The 14,266-nt window shown below is 64.2% G+C and carries 15 protein-coding genes; 4 read left to right on the plus strand and 11 right to left on the minus strand.

Annotated features, from left to right (window positions below; translation table 11 throughout):
- Positions 1-445: 445 nt before the first annotated feature.
- Complete coding sequence (locus ACP2WS_RS04720; protein WP_426459728.1) at positions 446-2,839, minus strand: DNA translocase FtsK; 2,394 nt, start codon at positions 2,837-2,839, stop codon at positions 446-448.
- Positions 2,840-2,928: 89 nt separating this feature from the next.
- On the minus strand, positions 2,929-3,603 hold the full coding sequence (locus tag ACP2WS_RS04725; protein WP_374492454.1) for a Crp/Fnr family transcriptional regulator: 675 nt from the start codon (positions 3,601-3,603) through the stop codon (positions 2,929-2,931).
- Between the two features lie 289 nt (positions 3,604-3,892).
- On the opposite strand from ACP2WS_RS04725, the gene trxB reads away from it, so the two are divergent.
- The 3 genes from trxB (at position 3,893) to rpmG (ending at position 5,535) form a co-directional block, all read left to right on the plus strand.
- A complete protein-coding gene (gene trxB, locus ACP2WS_RS04730; RefSeq protein WP_426459730.1) occupies positions 3,893-4,882 on the plus strand; it encodes a thioredoxin-disulfide reductase in 990 nt (329 codons plus the stop codon).
- A 216-nt stretch (positions 4,883-5,098) separates the two neighbouring features.
- Entirely contained in the window at positions 5,099-5,332 is a 234-nt protein-coding gene (rpmB, locus tag ACP2WS_RS04735; protein ID WP_374492459.1) for a 50S ribosomal protein L28, read from the plus strand.
- A gap of 32 nt (positions 5,333-5,364) precedes the next feature.
- Entirely contained in the window at positions 5,365-5,535 is a 171-nt protein-coding gene (gene rpmG / locus ACP2WS_RS04740; protein ID WP_374492460.1) for a 50S ribosomal protein L33, read from the plus strand.
- A gap of 240 nt (positions 5,536-5,775) precedes the next feature.
- On the opposite strand, the gene ACP2WS_RS04745 is transcribed toward rpmG, so the two are convergent.
- Positions 5,776-7,056, minus strand: coding sequence for an RsmB/NOP family class I SAM-dependent RNA methyltransferase (locus tag ACP2WS_RS04745; protein ID WP_374492462.1), 1,281 nt, complete (start codon positions 7,054-7,056; stop codon positions 5,776-5,778).
- 58 nt (positions 7,057-7,114) lie between these two features.
- Here ACP2WS_RS04745 and cutA point away from each other — a divergent pair, with 58 nt between their 5' ends.
- Positions 7,115-7,813, plus strand: a complete 699-nt coding sequence (gene cutA / locus ACP2WS_RS04750) for a divalent cation tolerance protein CutA (RefSeq protein ID WP_426459731.1) — start codon at positions 7,115-7,117, stop codon at positions 7,811-7,813.
- Here cutA and nagZ read toward each other — a convergent pair.
- From nagZ to lepB, 8 genes are all read right to left on the minus strand, one after another.
- On the minus strand, positions 7,771-8,874 hold the full coding sequence (gene nagZ, locus ACP2WS_RS04755) for a beta-N-acetylhexosaminidase (protein WP_426459732.1): 1,104 nt from the start codon (positions 8,872-8,874) through the stop codon (positions 7,771-7,773). The genes cutA and nagZ overlap by 43 nt on opposite strands.
- 92 nt (positions 8,875-8,966) lie before the next feature.
- Positions 8,967-9,377 (minus strand): holo-ACP synthase, encoded by a 411-nt coding sequence (gene acpS, locus ACP2WS_RS04760; protein ID WP_374492467.1) that lies wholly within the window; start codon positions 9,375-9,377, stop codon positions 8,967-8,969.
- A gap of 30 nt (positions 9,378-9,407) precedes the next feature.
- On the minus strand, positions 9,408-10,175 hold the full coding sequence (locus ACP2WS_RS04765; protein ID WP_426459733.1) for a pyridoxine 5'-phosphate synthase: 768 nt from the start codon (positions 10,173-10,175) through the stop codon (positions 9,408-9,410).
- Entirely contained in the window at positions 10,172-10,954 is a 783-nt protein-coding gene (gene recO, locus ACP2WS_RS04770; RefSeq protein WP_426459734.1) for a DNA repair protein RecO, read from the minus strand. The genes ACP2WS_RS04765 and recO overlap by 4 nt, the downstream gene beginning before the upstream one ends.
- A gap of 64 nt (positions 10,955-11,018) precedes the next feature.
- A complete protein-coding gene (era, locus tag ACP2WS_RS04775; RefSeq protein WP_426459735.1) occupies positions 11,019-12,053 on the minus strand; it encodes a GTPase Era in 1,035 nt (344 codons plus the stop codon).
- Positions 12,050-12,844 carry a ribonuclease III gene (rnc, locus tag ACP2WS_RS04780; protein WP_426459736.1) on the minus strand — a complete coding sequence of 265 codons (795 nt, stop codon included), beginning with the start codon at positions 12,842-12,844 and terminating at the stop codon, positions 12,050-12,052. Before rnc ends, era begins: the two co-directional genes overlap by 4 nt.
- 2 nt (positions 12,845-12,846) lie before the next feature.
- Complete coding sequence (locus ACP2WS_RS04785; RefSeq protein WP_374492475.1) at positions 12,847-13,203, minus strand: DUF4845 domain-containing protein; 357 nt, start codon at positions 13,201-13,203, stop codon at positions 12,847-12,849.
- A gap of 92 nt (positions 13,204-13,295) precedes the next feature.
- On the minus strand, positions 13,296-14,261 hold the full coding sequence (gene lepB, locus ACP2WS_RS04790; protein ID WP_374492476.1) for a signal peptidase I: 966 nt from the start codon (positions 14,259-14,261) through the stop codon (positions 13,296-13,298).
- Positions 14,262-14,266: the final 5 nt, after the last annotated feature.

Here is a 14,266-nt window from a genome sequence, read left to right on the forward strand (position 1 = left end):
CTGCCCGGCTACGGGAGACAGAGAGGATACGGAACGGGACTCAAATGACTTCATGAACAACTCCTTGTGCGTGCGGGTCCAGCCCATGGCAGCAGAAAAGGCTATGGAGGCACTCGCAAGTCCCTGCCCTCTTCTGCATGCGGCCAGCCGGCATGTCGTAATGATGATTCGGCGCAAGGAAACCCACCTCCGCGAGGGTGCCACCCTGCCGAACCCAGGTTGTCCCACAGTGTAGGCGCTTGCCCGAGGTGCGGACGCCCAGGCTCTGGGGAAGATGCTACCAAGCAGCAAAGATGTAACAGGCACTCTCCCCCTCCGTCCAGAGGACGTTTCCGTGCCTCCGGCTCTGTTACATATTGCCGGAGGGGCGGTTTCTGCCACGGCCCTGCCCGCTTTGTGCACCCCAGGGCCTGACCGCACGAAAAGTGGCCGAATCGCCGATCGATCAGTCGTCGCGCGCGGGAACCAGAATGTCGCGCTGGCCATTGGTCGAGAGGCTGCTGACCAGCCCGGCCTTTTCCATGTCTTCGAGGAGACGGGCGGCGCGGTTGTAGCCGATGCGCAGTTCGCGCTGCACCAGGGAAATGCTGGCCTTGCGCTTCTTAAGCACCACTTCGACCGCCTGGTCGTACATGGGGTCCTGCTCGTCGCCGGCCTGGCCCTCTCCGCCCGGACCGTCCTCTCCCTCCACGGTGCCGCCTTCGAGCACTCCCTCGATGTAGTTGGCTTCGCCATGCTCCTTGAGGAAATCCACTACCCGATGCACTTCCTCGTCGCTCACATAGGCGCCATGCACCCGCTGCGGCACTCCGTGACCTGCCGGCAGATAGAGCATGTCCCCCAGCCCCAGCAAGCTTTCGGCCCCCATCTGGTCCAGGATCGTGCGGCTGTCCACCTTGCTCGACACCTGAAAGGCAATGCGGGTGGGAATGTTGGCCTTGATGAGCCCCGTAATGACGTCCACGCTGGGGCGCTGGGTCGCGAGGATCAGGTGGATGCCGGCCGCCCGAGCCTTCTGCGCGAGGCGGGCGATCAGCTCTTCGATCTTCTTACCCACCACCATCATCAGATCGGCCAGCTCATCGATGACCACCACGATCTGCGGCAGTCGCTCCAGAGGCTCGGGAGACTCCGGCGTCAGACTGAAGGGATTGGGAATGAGGACCTCACGCGCCCTGGCGTCGTCGATCTTGGCGTTATACCCGGCCAGATTGCGCACCCCGAGCTTGCTCATGAGACGATAGCGCCGTTCCATTTCACCCACGCACCAGTTGAGGCCATGCGCCGCCTGGCGCATGTCGGTGACCACAGGCGCCAGCAGATGCGGGATCCCCTCATAGACCGACATTTCGAGCATCTTGGGGTCGATCATGAGCATGCGCGCCTCTTCCGGCGTGGCCTTGTACAGGATGCTCAGGATCATGGCATTGATACCGACCGACTTGCCCGACCCTGTGGTCCCTGCCACCAGCACATGGGGCATCTTGGCAAGATCGGCCACCACCGGGTTGCCCACGATATCCTTGCCCAGCCCCATGGTCAGCACGGAGCGCCCTTCATGGTAGGCGTTGGAACCCAGCACTTCGCTGAGGTGAATGGTCTGACGCCGCGCATTGGGCAACTCGAGCGCCATGAGATTCTTGCCGGGAATGGTCTCGATCACCCGGATCGACACCAGACTGAGCGAGCGTGCCAGATCCTTGGCCAGATTGACGATCTGGCTGCCCTTCACCCCCGTGGCCGGCTCGATCTCGTAGCGGGTCACCACCGGCCCCGGCATGGCGGCCACGACACGCACCTCCACCCCAAAGTCACGCAGCTTCTTCTCGATGAGCCGGCTGGTCATCTCCAGCGTCTCGTGCGGAATCCCTTCCTGCATCAGGGGCGCCTCGTCGAGCAGACCGATCTGCGGCAGATGGCTGTCTGGCATGTCGGTGAACAGCGGCTTCTGGCGCTCCTGCACGACCCGGGGACTCGGCTCGACCACGGCCGGCCGGGGTGGTTGCTCGATGACGAGGGGCACATGGGGCTTGGCCTGAGCCTGTTCGAGCTCCTGCTCCACCATCTCCTCGCGCTGGCGGGCCGCTTTCTGGCCTGCTGCCTTGTCGGCCGCGATCTCGCGCTGTTCGCGGGCAAACGTGAGACGGCCATCCACCCACGCCCCCACGGTCTGCGCCACCTGCCCCCACTCGAAGCGGAACACCCAGGACAGCGACCACAGGAACAGGATGATCCCGACCAGCCCCGACCCCACCGCACCCAGCGCCATGGTGGCGACAGGCCCGGTCATGGTACCCAGCATGCCGCCCGCTCCGTTGGGCAGGCGGGATTCGCCCCCGTACAGGCGACTCCATTCGAGCGCGGTCGAAACCGCCAGCATCACCCCCACGGCCAGCCACCATGCGGCAGTGCCTCCTGCCAGGGAACGCCCCCAGCGCTTCCACCAGGCCCGCACCGAAGTCGTCTCTGCCGCCGGTGCGGAAGGCATCGGAGCAACTGCCCGCCCTCCCCGCATCCACTGGCGCAGCAGACGCCACCACCCGGCCACTGCCGTGGCAAACAGCAGCCAGACCGAGCGTCCGAACACGAAGAAACTGATGTCGGCGGCCCAGGCCCCCACATGCCCCAGCAGATTGCGGGGCTGCACACGAATGCCCGTGGTGCTCCAGGCCGGGTCATCCGGACTGTAGCTCAGCATGGACAGCAGCCAGCACAGCAGGAACAGTCCTCCGAAGAACAGCACGGTCTCCTGGCTGAAGCGGCGAAAAAGCGGGGGAATCAGGGGTTTGGGTGCCTGTGCAGGCACCTCGCGGGAAGCGTTACGGATCAGATAGGCCATTCAACAACTACTCTCAGGCAAGGCCACCGGCGGCACCGAAGCGAAGCGGGGACACAAAGGAAAGGATGCGCGGCTGCAGTCCACCGGATTCACTCCAGGGTATGTGGCATGGGCCTGAGCAGGAAACTGCCATCCCCCCGTGCCTGCACAAGGCCGTTGTCCTCGAAATGCTTCATGACCCGGCTCACCATCTCGCGCGAGGCGCCGACCATGCGGGCGACTTCCTGCCGCGACACCTTCTTGCGCAGCACCAGGGTGCCATCGGCTTCCTCTTCGGCCATGTCGAGCAGGGCATCGCCCACCCGTCCATACACGTCCATCAGCGCCAGCGAACGGATCTGCCGGTCTGCATTGCGCAGTCGACGCACCAGGGCACGCATGACAGCCTCGGCCATGTTCACGTTGTCGCGCAGGCAGCGCGTGAAGGCATCGTGTTCGAGCGTGAGCACATCGGTCTGCACCTCGGCCCGCACCGTGGCGGAATGGGGATCTCCGTCGATGAGGCTCATCTCGCCGATGCAGTCTCCAGGCCCGAGGGAAGCCATGATGACCTCCCGCCCCCGGTCATCCTGCGCCACGACGCGAGCCTTGCCGGACAGGATCATGAACAGCATGCCGCTAACGGCTCCCTGTTCGACAATGGTTTCTCCCCGCCGGAAGCGTCGCTTGCCCACGGCGGAAGAAATGATGCCCGATTGGCCGGGCGTAAGATCGCTGAACAGGGGAACCCTGCGGATCAGCTCCAGATTGGATACGATTGCCATCCACTATCTCCAGATCTTCAGGCCATGAACGGGAACGAGAGCATTCTTGCACGATCCCTCTGCGCACGCTGCAGCGCGGTGGATTATAAGGAATGAATCCCGATTACTGGAATTATTTACAGTACACACTTCCTGCATGCCATTGGCCTGCCAGCACCACGGCGGCAGGGGCATGCTGCTATATTCCGGCAGCATGGCTGGCGGCACTCCCACCGAGGGGTTCCAACGGCCCGGCCTCCTGTGTGGCCATTGCCGCGCAGGACATGTTTTGCCTGACAGGACATTCATCATGACTCACCCCACCCTCCACGCCCAGGTCTTGATTCTGGGCTCCGGCCCCGCTGGCTACACGGCCGCCATCTATGCCGCCCGCGCCAATCTCAAGCCGGTCCTCATCACCGGCATGGCACAGGGCGGACAGCTCATGACCACCACCGAAGTAGACAACTGGCCGGCCGACGTGAACGGCGTGCAGGGGCCCGATCTGATGCAGCGCCTGCAGGCGCATGCCGAACGCTTCAAGACCGAAATGGTGTTCGACCATATCCACACGGTCGATCTCTCCCGTCGTCCCTTTACCCTCACGGGGGACAGCGGCACCTACACCTGCGACGCCCTCATCGTGGCCACCGGAGCCACGGCCAAGTATCTGGGACTGCCGTCGGAGGAAGCCTTCATGGGCAGGGGCGTGAGTGCCTGCGCCACCTGCGACGGCTTCTTCTACCGCGATCAGGAGGTCTGCGTGGTGGGCGGCGGCAACACAGCCGTGGAAGAAGCCCTCTATCTGGCCAATATCGCCCGCAAGGTGTATCTGGTACACCGGCGCGACACCTTCCGTGCCGAGCCGATCATGATCGACGTGCTCAGCGAAAAAGTGCAGGAAGGTCGCATCGTGCTCAAGCTCGACTCCACGGTCGACGAGGTGCTGGGTGACGCATCGGGCGTCACCGGTGTCCGGCTCCGGCATGTATCCAGCGGCAGCACCGAGGAGCTGGCGCTGCAGGGCTGCTTCATCGCCATCGGACACGCGCCCAATACCGAAATATTCAAGGGACAGCTGGCCCTGGAGAACGGCTACATCGTCACGCAGGGGGGCCATCAGGGGTTTGCCACCCAGACCAGCGTACCCGGAGTGTTCGCCGCCGGCGACGTGCAGGACTACATCTATCGCCAGGCCATCACCAGTGCCGGAACCGGCTGCATGGCTGCACTGGATGCTCAGCGCTTTCTGGAACAGGAAGAAGCGGCCGCTGCGCTGCTTGCACAGGCAAAGAAGTAAGTTATAATCCAAGGTTTTCTGTCTTGCTCCTCGGCTTTTACGGGTCAAGGCGCGGCAGGAAAAAAGTCCCCTTACCACCGGCATCCGGGTTTTCTCGCGAGATCACGGAGATGCAGGCCTTGCGCAATGCGGCTTGCGTTGCCGGTGAGGTGCAGGTGTCGGCCAGCGCTGTCGACCCTGTTTTTCGACAAACAGTTCATTCAAGGAGTGTCCTTCATGGCACGCAAATGTGAAGTCACGGGCAAGGCCCCGATGGTGGGCAACAATGTGTCCCACGCCAACAACAAGACCAAGCGTCGCTTCCTGCCCAACCTGCAGTACCGTCGTTTCTGGGTCGAGAGCGAAAACCGTTGGGTGCGTCTGCGCGTGTCCAGCGCAGCCCTGCGACTGATCGACAAGAATGGCATCGACTCCGTGCTCGCCGACATGCGCGCCCGCGGCCAGGCCTGATCCACTCCCTGTTTCACTGAAAGGAATTCATCATGGCAAGCAAAGGCGGACGCGAAAAAATCAAGCTGGAATCCAGCGCCGGCACCGGTCACTTCTACACCACCACCAAGAACAAGAAGACCATGCCCGAGAAGATGACGATCATGAAGTTTGATCCCAAGGCTCGCAAGCATGTCGAGTACAAGGAAATCAAGCTGAAGTAAATTTCAGCCCCTTCCTGCCGCAAGAACCCGCCTCTTCAGGCGGGTTTTTTATCGCCCATACATCACCACGGCCACAGCGACACCTGTCTCCGCGAGCGTCAGAGCGCAGCGCCAACGCACTCCCGACAGGCGGACACACTCACACGCTCACCTCTGACGGGTGGCTGGCGTGGAGGAGAAGATATGTACTGGCAGCCCTGACTCTCTCTGGGGGCCGACCTCAGGGGCGCAGGGGCAGGATCAGTCCTTCTGCCAGGCGGCAGCAAAGAAGCCGTCGGTGTGATGCAGCCCGGGCCACAGGCGCAGATAGCGCCCCGCCTCGACGCCTGGGGCCTCGGCAGTGCACAGGCTTTCGGCGTCCGGCACCTTGAGCTGGGTCAGCAGCGAGGCCACGTTGAGCGGTTTGAAGGCTGGATTGGCCAGGGTGAAGGCATTGGCAATGGCCTCGTTTTCCTCCGGCAGAACGCTGCAGGTGGCATACACCAGCCGTCCACCGGACCGGAGAAGGCGGCATGCGCTCTGCAGAATGGATGCCTGCTTGAGCGTGAGCTCGCGCACGGATTGCTCGTCCTGTCGCCACTTGAGATCGGGATTGCGGCGCAGCGTGCCCAGACCGGAACAGGGGGCATCCACCAGCACGCGGTCGGCCTTGCCGGAGAGCCGCTTGACCCGCTCGTCGCGCTCGTGCGCAATGGCCACCGGGTGCACGTTGCTCAGGCCACTGCGCGCCAAGCGGGGCTTGAGCTGTTCGAGCCGGTGGGCCGAGACATCGAAAGCGTACAGACGCCCGGTATTGCGCATGGTGGCGCCGATGGCAAGCGTCTTGCCGCCTGCTCCAGCACAGAAATCCACGACCATTTCGCCCCGATGGGCGTCGAGCAGCAGGGCCAGCAGCTGGGAGCCTTCGTCCTGCACCTCGATGGCACCTTCCTGAAACAGCGCCATGCGCGTGAGGGCAGGCTTGTCGTGCAGGCGCAGCCCCCAGGGGGAATAGGGAGTGGGAACGGCTGGAAATCCATCTGAGGCCAGTGCCTTCTGCACCTCGGTGCGCTTGGCACGCAGGAGATTGACGCGCAGATCCAGAGGAGCCGGCTCCAGCATGGCACGCGCCTCTTCCTCGAAGCGGTCTCCCAGCTGCGCGCGCAGTGCATCGGCGATCCAGATGGGCAGGTTATGGCGGTGCACGGGCAGCAGATCGCTGTCCTGCACCTGGTCGCAGCCCTGGAGCCATTCGCGCTCCTGCTTGTTCAGGGCGTCCAGCAGGAAGGCACGGTCAGCCGCGAATCCGAGAATCGCCAGCCGGCGCTCCCGGGGGCCGCTGCCGCTGCGTGCCAGCATGTCGAAGAGGGATTTGCGACGCAGCACGGCATAGGCGGTTTCGGCCAGAGTGGCACGTTCGCGGGAACCGAGCTGACGATGGTCGCGGAAGTAGTGCGACACGACGGCATCGGCGGGATGATCGAAACGGAGAATCTGCGCCAGCAGGGCGGCGCTGTGGTCCAACAAGGCTTTAGGATGCATAGGTGCGTATTGTCCCACGCCAGACTCCGCTGCAGCCCATTGTCCTTCTCTCGCGCCCATGTCCAGCCCCTCCTCTTCCACATCCTTCGTGTCCGGTCTCTATGTGCATTGCAAGGGCCGGTTCTACCGGGCGTGGGAGGTGGTGCGCCACAGCGAGACAGCGGAGCCTCTGGTGCTGTATCAGACGCTCTACGGAGACCGGGGATGGTGGGTACGGCCGCTGGCCATGTTCGTGGAGCAGGTGCAGTGGCAGAACCGGCAGGTGCCGCGCTTTGCCCTGCTGCAGGCCGAAGAGGCCGACAGGGATGCCCCTGTGTGCAGCGCGCCGCCCTCTGCGCACGCTTCCGGAATCGCGCTGGTGACGACCACGCTGGGCAGCGCGCAGGAAGCCGAACGCTGGGCAGATCTGCTGGTGCGGCACCAGCTGGCTGCCTGCGTGCAGATCACGCCCATCCGCAGCGTGTACCGCTGGCAAGGCACCGTGGAGCGCGCCCCGGAATGGCTCTTGGCATGCAAGACACCGGACGCATGGGCCCCACTGGTGGCAGCGCTGCTGCAGGCCCTGCATCCCTATGCGCTGCCCGAAATCAGGATCGCACGTTCAGAGCCTGTCTCGCCAGCCTATGCGGCATGGGTGCAGGACAGTACCCGTGACCCACGCTGTCCCGATGAGCTGCTGCTGCGCCTCCATGACCGTGCCGACAAGACAGGCCTTCAGGCGGGAATGGTCGCCAGCACATCCAGCGCGGCCATGTAGCGATGGCTGCGCATGAGGGCGTCCCACTCCATGGGGGCCCCCGGCGGAAGCAGCGCCCGGCGGCGAAGGTCAGATGCTTCGCGCGGTTGCCAGTGTCCCTTGACGATGGCCTCGCTCAGGCCGTCGAGCACCTCATCGAGCACCTGTCCACCATCGAGACTCTGGTTGCACAGCAGCGCCAGATCACATCCGGCATCCAGTGCCGTCTTCACGGCATCAAGTGGTGTGAGCTGCCGTCCTTCGATCTGGCGCGCTCCCTGCATGCTGAGATCGTCGCTGATGATGGCGCCCCCAAACCCCAGTCGCCCCCGGAGGATGTCTTCCAGCCAGCGGGAGCTGAATCCAGCCGGACGGGAATCGACCTGCGAATAGATGACATGGGCAGGCATCACGGCGGTGAGTGTGTGGTCGAGCCATCCATAGGGCTGGGCATCGCGCCGCAGAATGTCAGCCAGGGGACGATCATCCACCGGCATGGCGACATGGGAATCGGCCCGAGCGAAACCATGCCCCGGAAAGTGCTTGCCGCAGTTGCCCATGCCTGCCTGCAGAAGGCCGTGCATCAGGCTGGCAGCCAGGGCACTGACCATTCTCGGATGCGCGGCAAGGGCGCGATCCCCAATGACGCCGCTTGATCCATGGTCGAGATCGAGCACCGGGGTAAAGCTGAAATCCACCCCGCAGGCACGGAGCTCCGATGCGAGCACATAGCCACAGGCCGTGGCAGCCCGTGTGGCAGCAAGGGCATGCCGGTTCCAGCGCACGCGGCCCTTCACTCCGACATCCTCCGACCACATGCGCCCCAGCGCACGCATGGGGGGAAGATGGGTGAAGCCGTCCGAACGGAACCGCTGCACACGCCCTCCCTCGTGGTCCACCGCAATGAGCAGATCGGGCCGGATGGCCTTGATGGCACGGCTCAGGGCCGTGAGCTGTTCGCGGTTTTCCCAGTTGCGCGAGAAGTAGATCAGTCCCCCCACGAGCGGATGGCTGATGCGGCGCTTGTCGTCCTCGCTCAGATGGGTGCCAGCGATGTCGATGATGAGGGGGGAGGGATACATGGAGAGGGACTCCTGAACGGAAGGGAACGGAACGGCATGGAAGCAGGATGATTCAGGGGCCATCCCGACGCCCCGCTTGCAAGCCCACTCACTCAGGCAGGATCGCCCGGGCAGATGCGCTCCACCACGCAGAAGGTGGCTGCATAGGCCGATTCGTCCGACACGGTGACGTGAACCTGCAGGTTCCGGGCCTCGCACCATTCCCGCAGAGGCCCGTGCAGACGCACATACGGCTGTCCGCCCGGCGCGTTGAGAATTTCGCAGCGCCGCCAGGTCATGGGCATGTGCATGCCAAGGCCGATGGCCTTGCTGAAAGCCTCCTTGGCCGAGAAGCGTGTGGCCAGATACCGCACGGCCCGATCGGGCCAGCGCACACCCCGCGCATGGTAGACGTCCATTTCGGCATCTCCGAGCACGGTGGCCGCAAAGCGCTCGCCCCGCCGCGCGAGGGCTGCCTCGATGCGGCGGATGTCGCAGATGTCGGTACCGATGCCGTAGATCATGGGGTAGCTTCCTGCAGGGACTCCTGCAGATCAGTGCCCTGCCTCGCGCAGGCACCGCAGATAGGCCTGTACGGTGGCGGCATACCCCTGCTCCAGGGCGTCGGCGATGAGCGCATGTCCGATCGACACCTCGCACAGGCCTGGCACATGGCGGGCGAAATGCGTGAGGTTGTGCAGATTCAGGTCATGGCCTGCATTGACCTTCAGCCCGGCATCCAGAGCCGCCTGGGCTGCCACGGCAAACCGTTCGGTCTCGGCGGCCTGTTGCCCGGTGCCCCATGCCGCAGCATAGGGTTCGGTATAGAGCTCGACGCGGTCGGCTCCCAGGCTGCGTGCCACTTGCATGGGGGCGGGTTCGGCATCCATGAACAGGCTCACGCGCACCCCCAGGGCATGGCACTCGTCGATCAGCCCGGACAGCCTCCGGCAGGTGGCATCGTCGGTCAGATTCCAGCCATGGTCGCTGGTGAACTGGTCCTCGCTGTCGGGAACGAAGGTGGCCTGTTGCGGACGCACCGTCCGGATGAACTCCATCAGATTCTGGGTGGGATTGCCCTCGATATTGAACTCACGCCCCTGCCATTGTTGCCTGAGCAGGGTGGCCAGATCGGACACATCGCCCGCGCGGATGTGCCGCTCGTCGGGACGGGGATGCACGGTGATGCCGTCGGCCCCGGCTTCCAGACAGAGCTGTGCGGCACGGGTGACGCTCGGGATGCCGAGGTGCCGCGTGTTGCGCAGCAGAGCCACCTTGTTCACATTGACCGAAAGAGCGATGGGAGAGAAAGAGCCTGTCATAGTTTCTGCAATTCGAGCAGCAGTTGCCGCGTGCGCAAGGGATTTCCCCCGCAATGGTAAAGCAGCACGGTCCGGAGTTGGTTCTTGAGTGCCAGCGAAATGTCCTTGCGGCGCAGGCACAGCGCGATCAGGGCCTGCTGCGGGGCCGGATCGCACAGAGCCTCGTCGATCAGCCTCCATTCGCTCCCCCCCAGAGTGGCCCGGGCCGGGCCGCCCTCCTCGTCCTGCGCCTCGCGCAGGCCGGATTCGGCCGTGAGCAGATAGGGTGCAGCGTCCTGCAGGGGACGCTGGGTCAGCGTCTGGGCGTCGAGTGCGGGCAGCACTCCGATCTGGCGCAGCAGCACCAGCTCGAAGGCACGCAGCACCGCCTGGATCCAGTCCCCCTGCGAGCCCGTCCCCTCTTCGGGCGCCGTGAGACTGGCCACCGTGAGTGCATAGGCATCGAAGAGCGCGGGATGCGGATCGTCGCGTGCCAGCAGGCGCATCAGCAGCTCATTGAGGTAATACCCCGACAGCAGCGCCTCGCCCACGGGCATCACATGGCCGCCGGCCCATTCGGCGCTCTTGAGCGTGCCGATCTCGCCATCTGCGCTGTAGTTGAGGTGCAGCGGCTGCAGCGGCAGCAGCACGGGCCGGAAGTTGGAACTGGGACGCTTGGCCCCCTTGGCCACGAGGGCCGTGCGGCCCTGGCGGCGCGTAAAGACCTCCAGGATCAGGCTGCTTTCACTCCAGTCGTAGCGATGCAGCACAAAGGCCGGCTCATGCAGCACCCGCTTCATGTCGGCGTGCAGCCCAGGAGATCAGGCATGGTGATGCGTTCGTTCCGTCTGTGCGGTCCGGGACTCACTCGTAGCCGTAGGAGCGCACGCGCGCCTCGTCGTCGGCCCACCCCGAGCGCACCTTGACCCACAGCTCCAGGAATACCTTGGCCTCGAACAGCCTTTCGAGCTCCTGCCGCGCCTCGGTGCCGATGCGCTTGATGCGCTCTCCGCGGTCTCCAATGACCATGGACTTGTGTCCGTCCCGCTCCACCACAATGGTCGCGGCAATACGCACCATGCGCGCAGCGGTCCGGCCGGGCTCCTCCTCGAAGCGGTCGATCACCACCGTAGAGGTATAGGGCAATTCATCGCCCGTGAGACGGAACAGCTTTTCGCGGATGATCTCGCCGGCCAGAAAGCGCTCGCTGCGATCGGTCAGCTCGTCAGCGCCATACCACCAATCCTGCTGAGGCAGGTAACGAGCCACCACCTCCAGGAGGCGCTGGACATCGCGGGGATTCTTGGCCGACAGGGGCACGAATTCCGCAAACGCATGGCGCTGCTGCATGTCGCGCAGCCACGGCGCCAATTCGGCGCGACGGTGCACCATGTCGAGCTTGTTGGCCACCAGCAGCACCGGCACCTGGGGCGGCAGCAGCGACAGCACCTTGGCATCGGCCAGACCGAAATGCCCGGCCTCGACCACGAACAGCACCACATCCACATCCGCCACGGCCCCGGTCACGGCCTTGTTGAGCGACTTGTTGAGCGCATTGCCGTGCCGTGTCTGGAACCCGGGCGTATCGACGAACACGAACTGGCTGCTGCCCTCGGTGCGCATGCCCGTGATGCGGTGGCGCGTGGTCTGAGCCTTGCGCGAAGTGATGCTGATCTTCTGTCCCACCAGGGCATTGAGCAGGGTCGACTTGCCCACATTGGGCCGCCCGACGATGGCCACCAGCCCGCAGTGTGGCTGCACCGGCTCCCCCGTGGCAGGGCCCGAAGCCTCAGCCGGGGCGGCCGCGATGGGCTCCTTGCCGAGAATGCGGTGCAGCTGCGCCGAGACGTCGGGCGACAGGTCAGCCTGGGAGGCCGGTTTTTGAGGCGATGGACTCATGGTTGGGACGACGGTTTGTGGCGCGCGTGACGGGTGGTCTTGCGGGTGATTTTGACGATGGCATGGGCGGCCTCGCCCCCCTGTGCCAGGGACTGCTGCAGATGGGCGAGCATGCGCGCAGCTGCATCCTGCTCGGCCGCACGGCGCGAACTGCCGCTGCCGCGCTGCACCTGCTGCAGGGCATCGACACGGCAGTCCACGAAAAAGGTCTGCTGGTGCGCCTCTCCGGCGATCTCCGACACCGTGTAGTCGGGCACATGCATGCGCCTGCCCTGGAGCCATTCCTGCAGGGCCGTCTTGGGATCCTTGCCCATGGCCGCCATGTGGGTGCTGATTTCGATGTCGGCAAACAGATGGTGCACGATGGCTTCCGCATGCAGATAGCTGGAATCGAGGTAGATGGCCCCCAGAACCGCCTCGAAGGCATCGGCGAGAATGGAGGGACGCTGCGCGCCTCCGGATCGGCGCTCGCCTTCGCCCAGGCGCAGGCCTGCTGCCAGATCGAGCCGCAGCGCGATCCGGTGAAGGCTGTCCTGCTTGACGAGGTTGGCGCGGATGCGCGAGAGCTCGCCCTCGGTGGCGGAAGGCAGGCGCGCGTAGAGCAGGCTGGTGATGGCCAGGTTGAGCACCGAATCCCCCAGGAATTCGAGCCGCTCATTGTGATCTGCACAGAAGCTGCGATGGGTAAGTGCCTGCTGCAGCAGGGGCAGGCAGGAGAATTCATGCCCCACCCGCCGGGCCAGAGCCGTCAGCTCCGTCTGGGCAGGTACAGGCACTTCATGGGAAGACATGTTTATTTCGATTCACCTGAATAATGAATGAGCAGGGAAACCGGACCGGCAAGGGGCACTTCCTTGTCATAGGCGAACTTGATCTTGACCTGATCGTTGACCTTGGTGACTTCCAGATCCTTGCCCGAGATGGTATGAATATCGTCAATGGCAGCGGAGGCGTCGAAGGCACGCTCGATCTCGGCCACCGTGGCGCCGGTCTTGGCCCGCTCCACTGCCTTGAGAATCGACTGGTACTCGACGATGCTGGGCACGGCACGCGCCACGGCAATGCCGACCACGGCGACGAGCGCCAGAATGAGAACCAGACCGAAAAAGGTCAATCCGCGCTGATGGCGGATGGGTTGGATGTGCTGCATGTCGATGCTCTCCCTGTCTGATGGATGGGGCCTGCGTGTCGTCCGGGGCACAGACTCGGAGTCCGTGCCGGGTGCTCCGGCAGTTGCCGCGCTCAGTCGATGCGACCGATGCGCTTGAAATCGCTGAAATTGAACCACACGACAATGGCCTTGCCCACGATATTGTGATCCGGCACAAACCCCCAGTAGCGGGAATCTGCCGAATTGTCCCGATTATCCCCCATGACGAAATACTGACCCTGCGGCACCTTGCAGGTCACGCCTTCGGCGCTGTAGCGGCAGTTGTCGCGCTGGGGAAAGGGCTCGGTCACCGGAATGCCGGCAGGCCGGTTGTCGTCGATGAGGATGCGGTGCGTATGTGTGCCGAGCTGCTCCTGGTACTGCTTGAAGTACTGCATGGTGCTCGTGTCCAGATAGTCGGGCAGCGGGGTCTCGTCGATCTCGCGGCCGTTGATCGTCAGCCGCTTGTTGAGATACGACACGGTGTCCCCCGGAAGCCCCACCACCCGCTTGATGTAATCGACGCTGGGGTTGGGCGGATAGTGGAAGACGATCACGTCGCCGCGCTGCACGGGGCTGCCCTGCGTGATGCGAGCATTGCTCACGGGCACCCGCAACCCCCAGACATGCTTGTCCACGAGGATGAGGTCACCGATGAGCAGCGAGGGAATCATCGACCCGGACGGAATCTTGAAGGGCTCATAGGCGAACGAGCGCAGCAGGAACACAGCCACGATCACCGGGAAGAGTCCTGCCGTCCAGTCGAGCCACCACGGCTGGGCGAGCATGCGCTGGCGGGTTTCCTGCACGTGGGAAGTGTCGGAGGCAATGCCCTGCGCAGCCAGCGCTTCTTCCTGCTGTCGGCGGGATTCCTCGAACTGCGCGGCAGCACGGCGGCGACGCGGCAGAAACACGAGTTTCTCCGCGACCCAGTACACCCCGGTGACCACGGAGGCCCAGAGCAGAAAGACGCTCATGTCGCCCTGCAGGAACCCAAGATACCAAGCGGCCACGTAGGCCACGAACGCGGCTAGTACCGCACTGGTGAGAAATGGCATGTTGT

The sequence above is a fragment of the Brachymonas moutaii (nom. illeg.) genome, assembly GCF_049977365.1.
In the GTDB taxonomy this organism is placed as follows: Bacteria; Pseudomonadota; Gammaproteobacteria; order Burkholderiales; family Burkholderiaceae_C; genus Brachymonas.

Bases quoted from the DNA above. Each gene is read 5' to 3' on its own strand.
- ACP2WS_RS04720 (WP_426459728.1), bottom strand. From the start codon at position 2,839: ATGGCCTATCTGATCCGTAACGCTTCCCGCGAGGTGCCTGCACAGGCA.
- ACP2WS_RS04725 (WP_374492454.1), bottom strand. From the start codon at position 3,603: ATGGCAATCGTATCCAATCTGGAGCTGATCCGCAGGGTTCCCCTGTTC.
- trxB (WP_426459730.1), top strand. From the start codon at position 3,893: ATGACTCACCCCACCCTCCACGCCCAGGTCTTGATTCTGGGCTCCGGC.
- rpmB (WP_374492459.1), top strand. From the start codon at position 5,099: ATGGCACGCAAATGTGAAGTCACGGGCAAGGCCCCGATGGTGGGCAAC.
- rpmG (WP_374492460.1), top strand. From the start codon at position 5,365: ATGGCAAGCAAAGGCGGACGCGAAAAAATCAAGCTGGAATCCAGCGCC.
- ACP2WS_RS04745 (WP_374492462.1), bottom strand. From the start codon at position 7,056: ATGCATCCTAAAGCCTTGTTGGACCACAGCGCCGCCCTGCTGGCGCAG.
- cutA (WP_426459731.1), top strand. From the start codon at position 7,115: ATGTCCAGCCCCTCCTCTTCCACATCCTTCGTGTCCGGTCTCTATGTG.
- nagZ (WP_426459732.1), bottom strand. From the start codon at position 8,874: ATGTATCCCTCCCCCCTCATCATCGACATCGCTGGCACCCATCTGAGC.
- acpS (WP_374492467.1), bottom strand. From the start codon at position 9,377: ATGATCTACGGCATCGGTACCGACATCTGCGACATCCGCCGCATCGAG.
- ACP2WS_RS04765 (WP_426459733.1), bottom strand. From the start codon at position 10,175: ATGACAGGCTCTTTCTCTCCCATCGCTCTTTCGGTCAATGTGAACAAG.
- recO (WP_426459734.1), bottom strand. From the start codon at position 10,954: ATGAAGCGGGTGCTGCATGAGCCGGCCTTTGTGCTGCATCGCTACGAC.
- era (WP_426459735.1), bottom strand. From the start codon at position 12,053: ATGAGTCCATCGCCTCAAAAACCGGCCTCCCAGGCTGACCTGTCGCCC.
- rnc (WP_426459736.1), bottom strand. From the start codon at position 12,844: ATGTCTTCCCATGAAGTGCCTGTACCTGCCCAGACGGAGCTGACGGCT.
- ACP2WS_RS04785 (WP_374492475.1), bottom strand. From the start codon at position 13,203: ATGCAGCACATCCAACCCATCCGCCATCAGCGCGGATTGACCTTTTTC.
- lepB (WP_374492476.1), bottom strand. From the start codon at position 14,261: ATGCCATTTCTCACCAGTGCGGTACTAGCCGCGTTCGTGGCCTACGTG.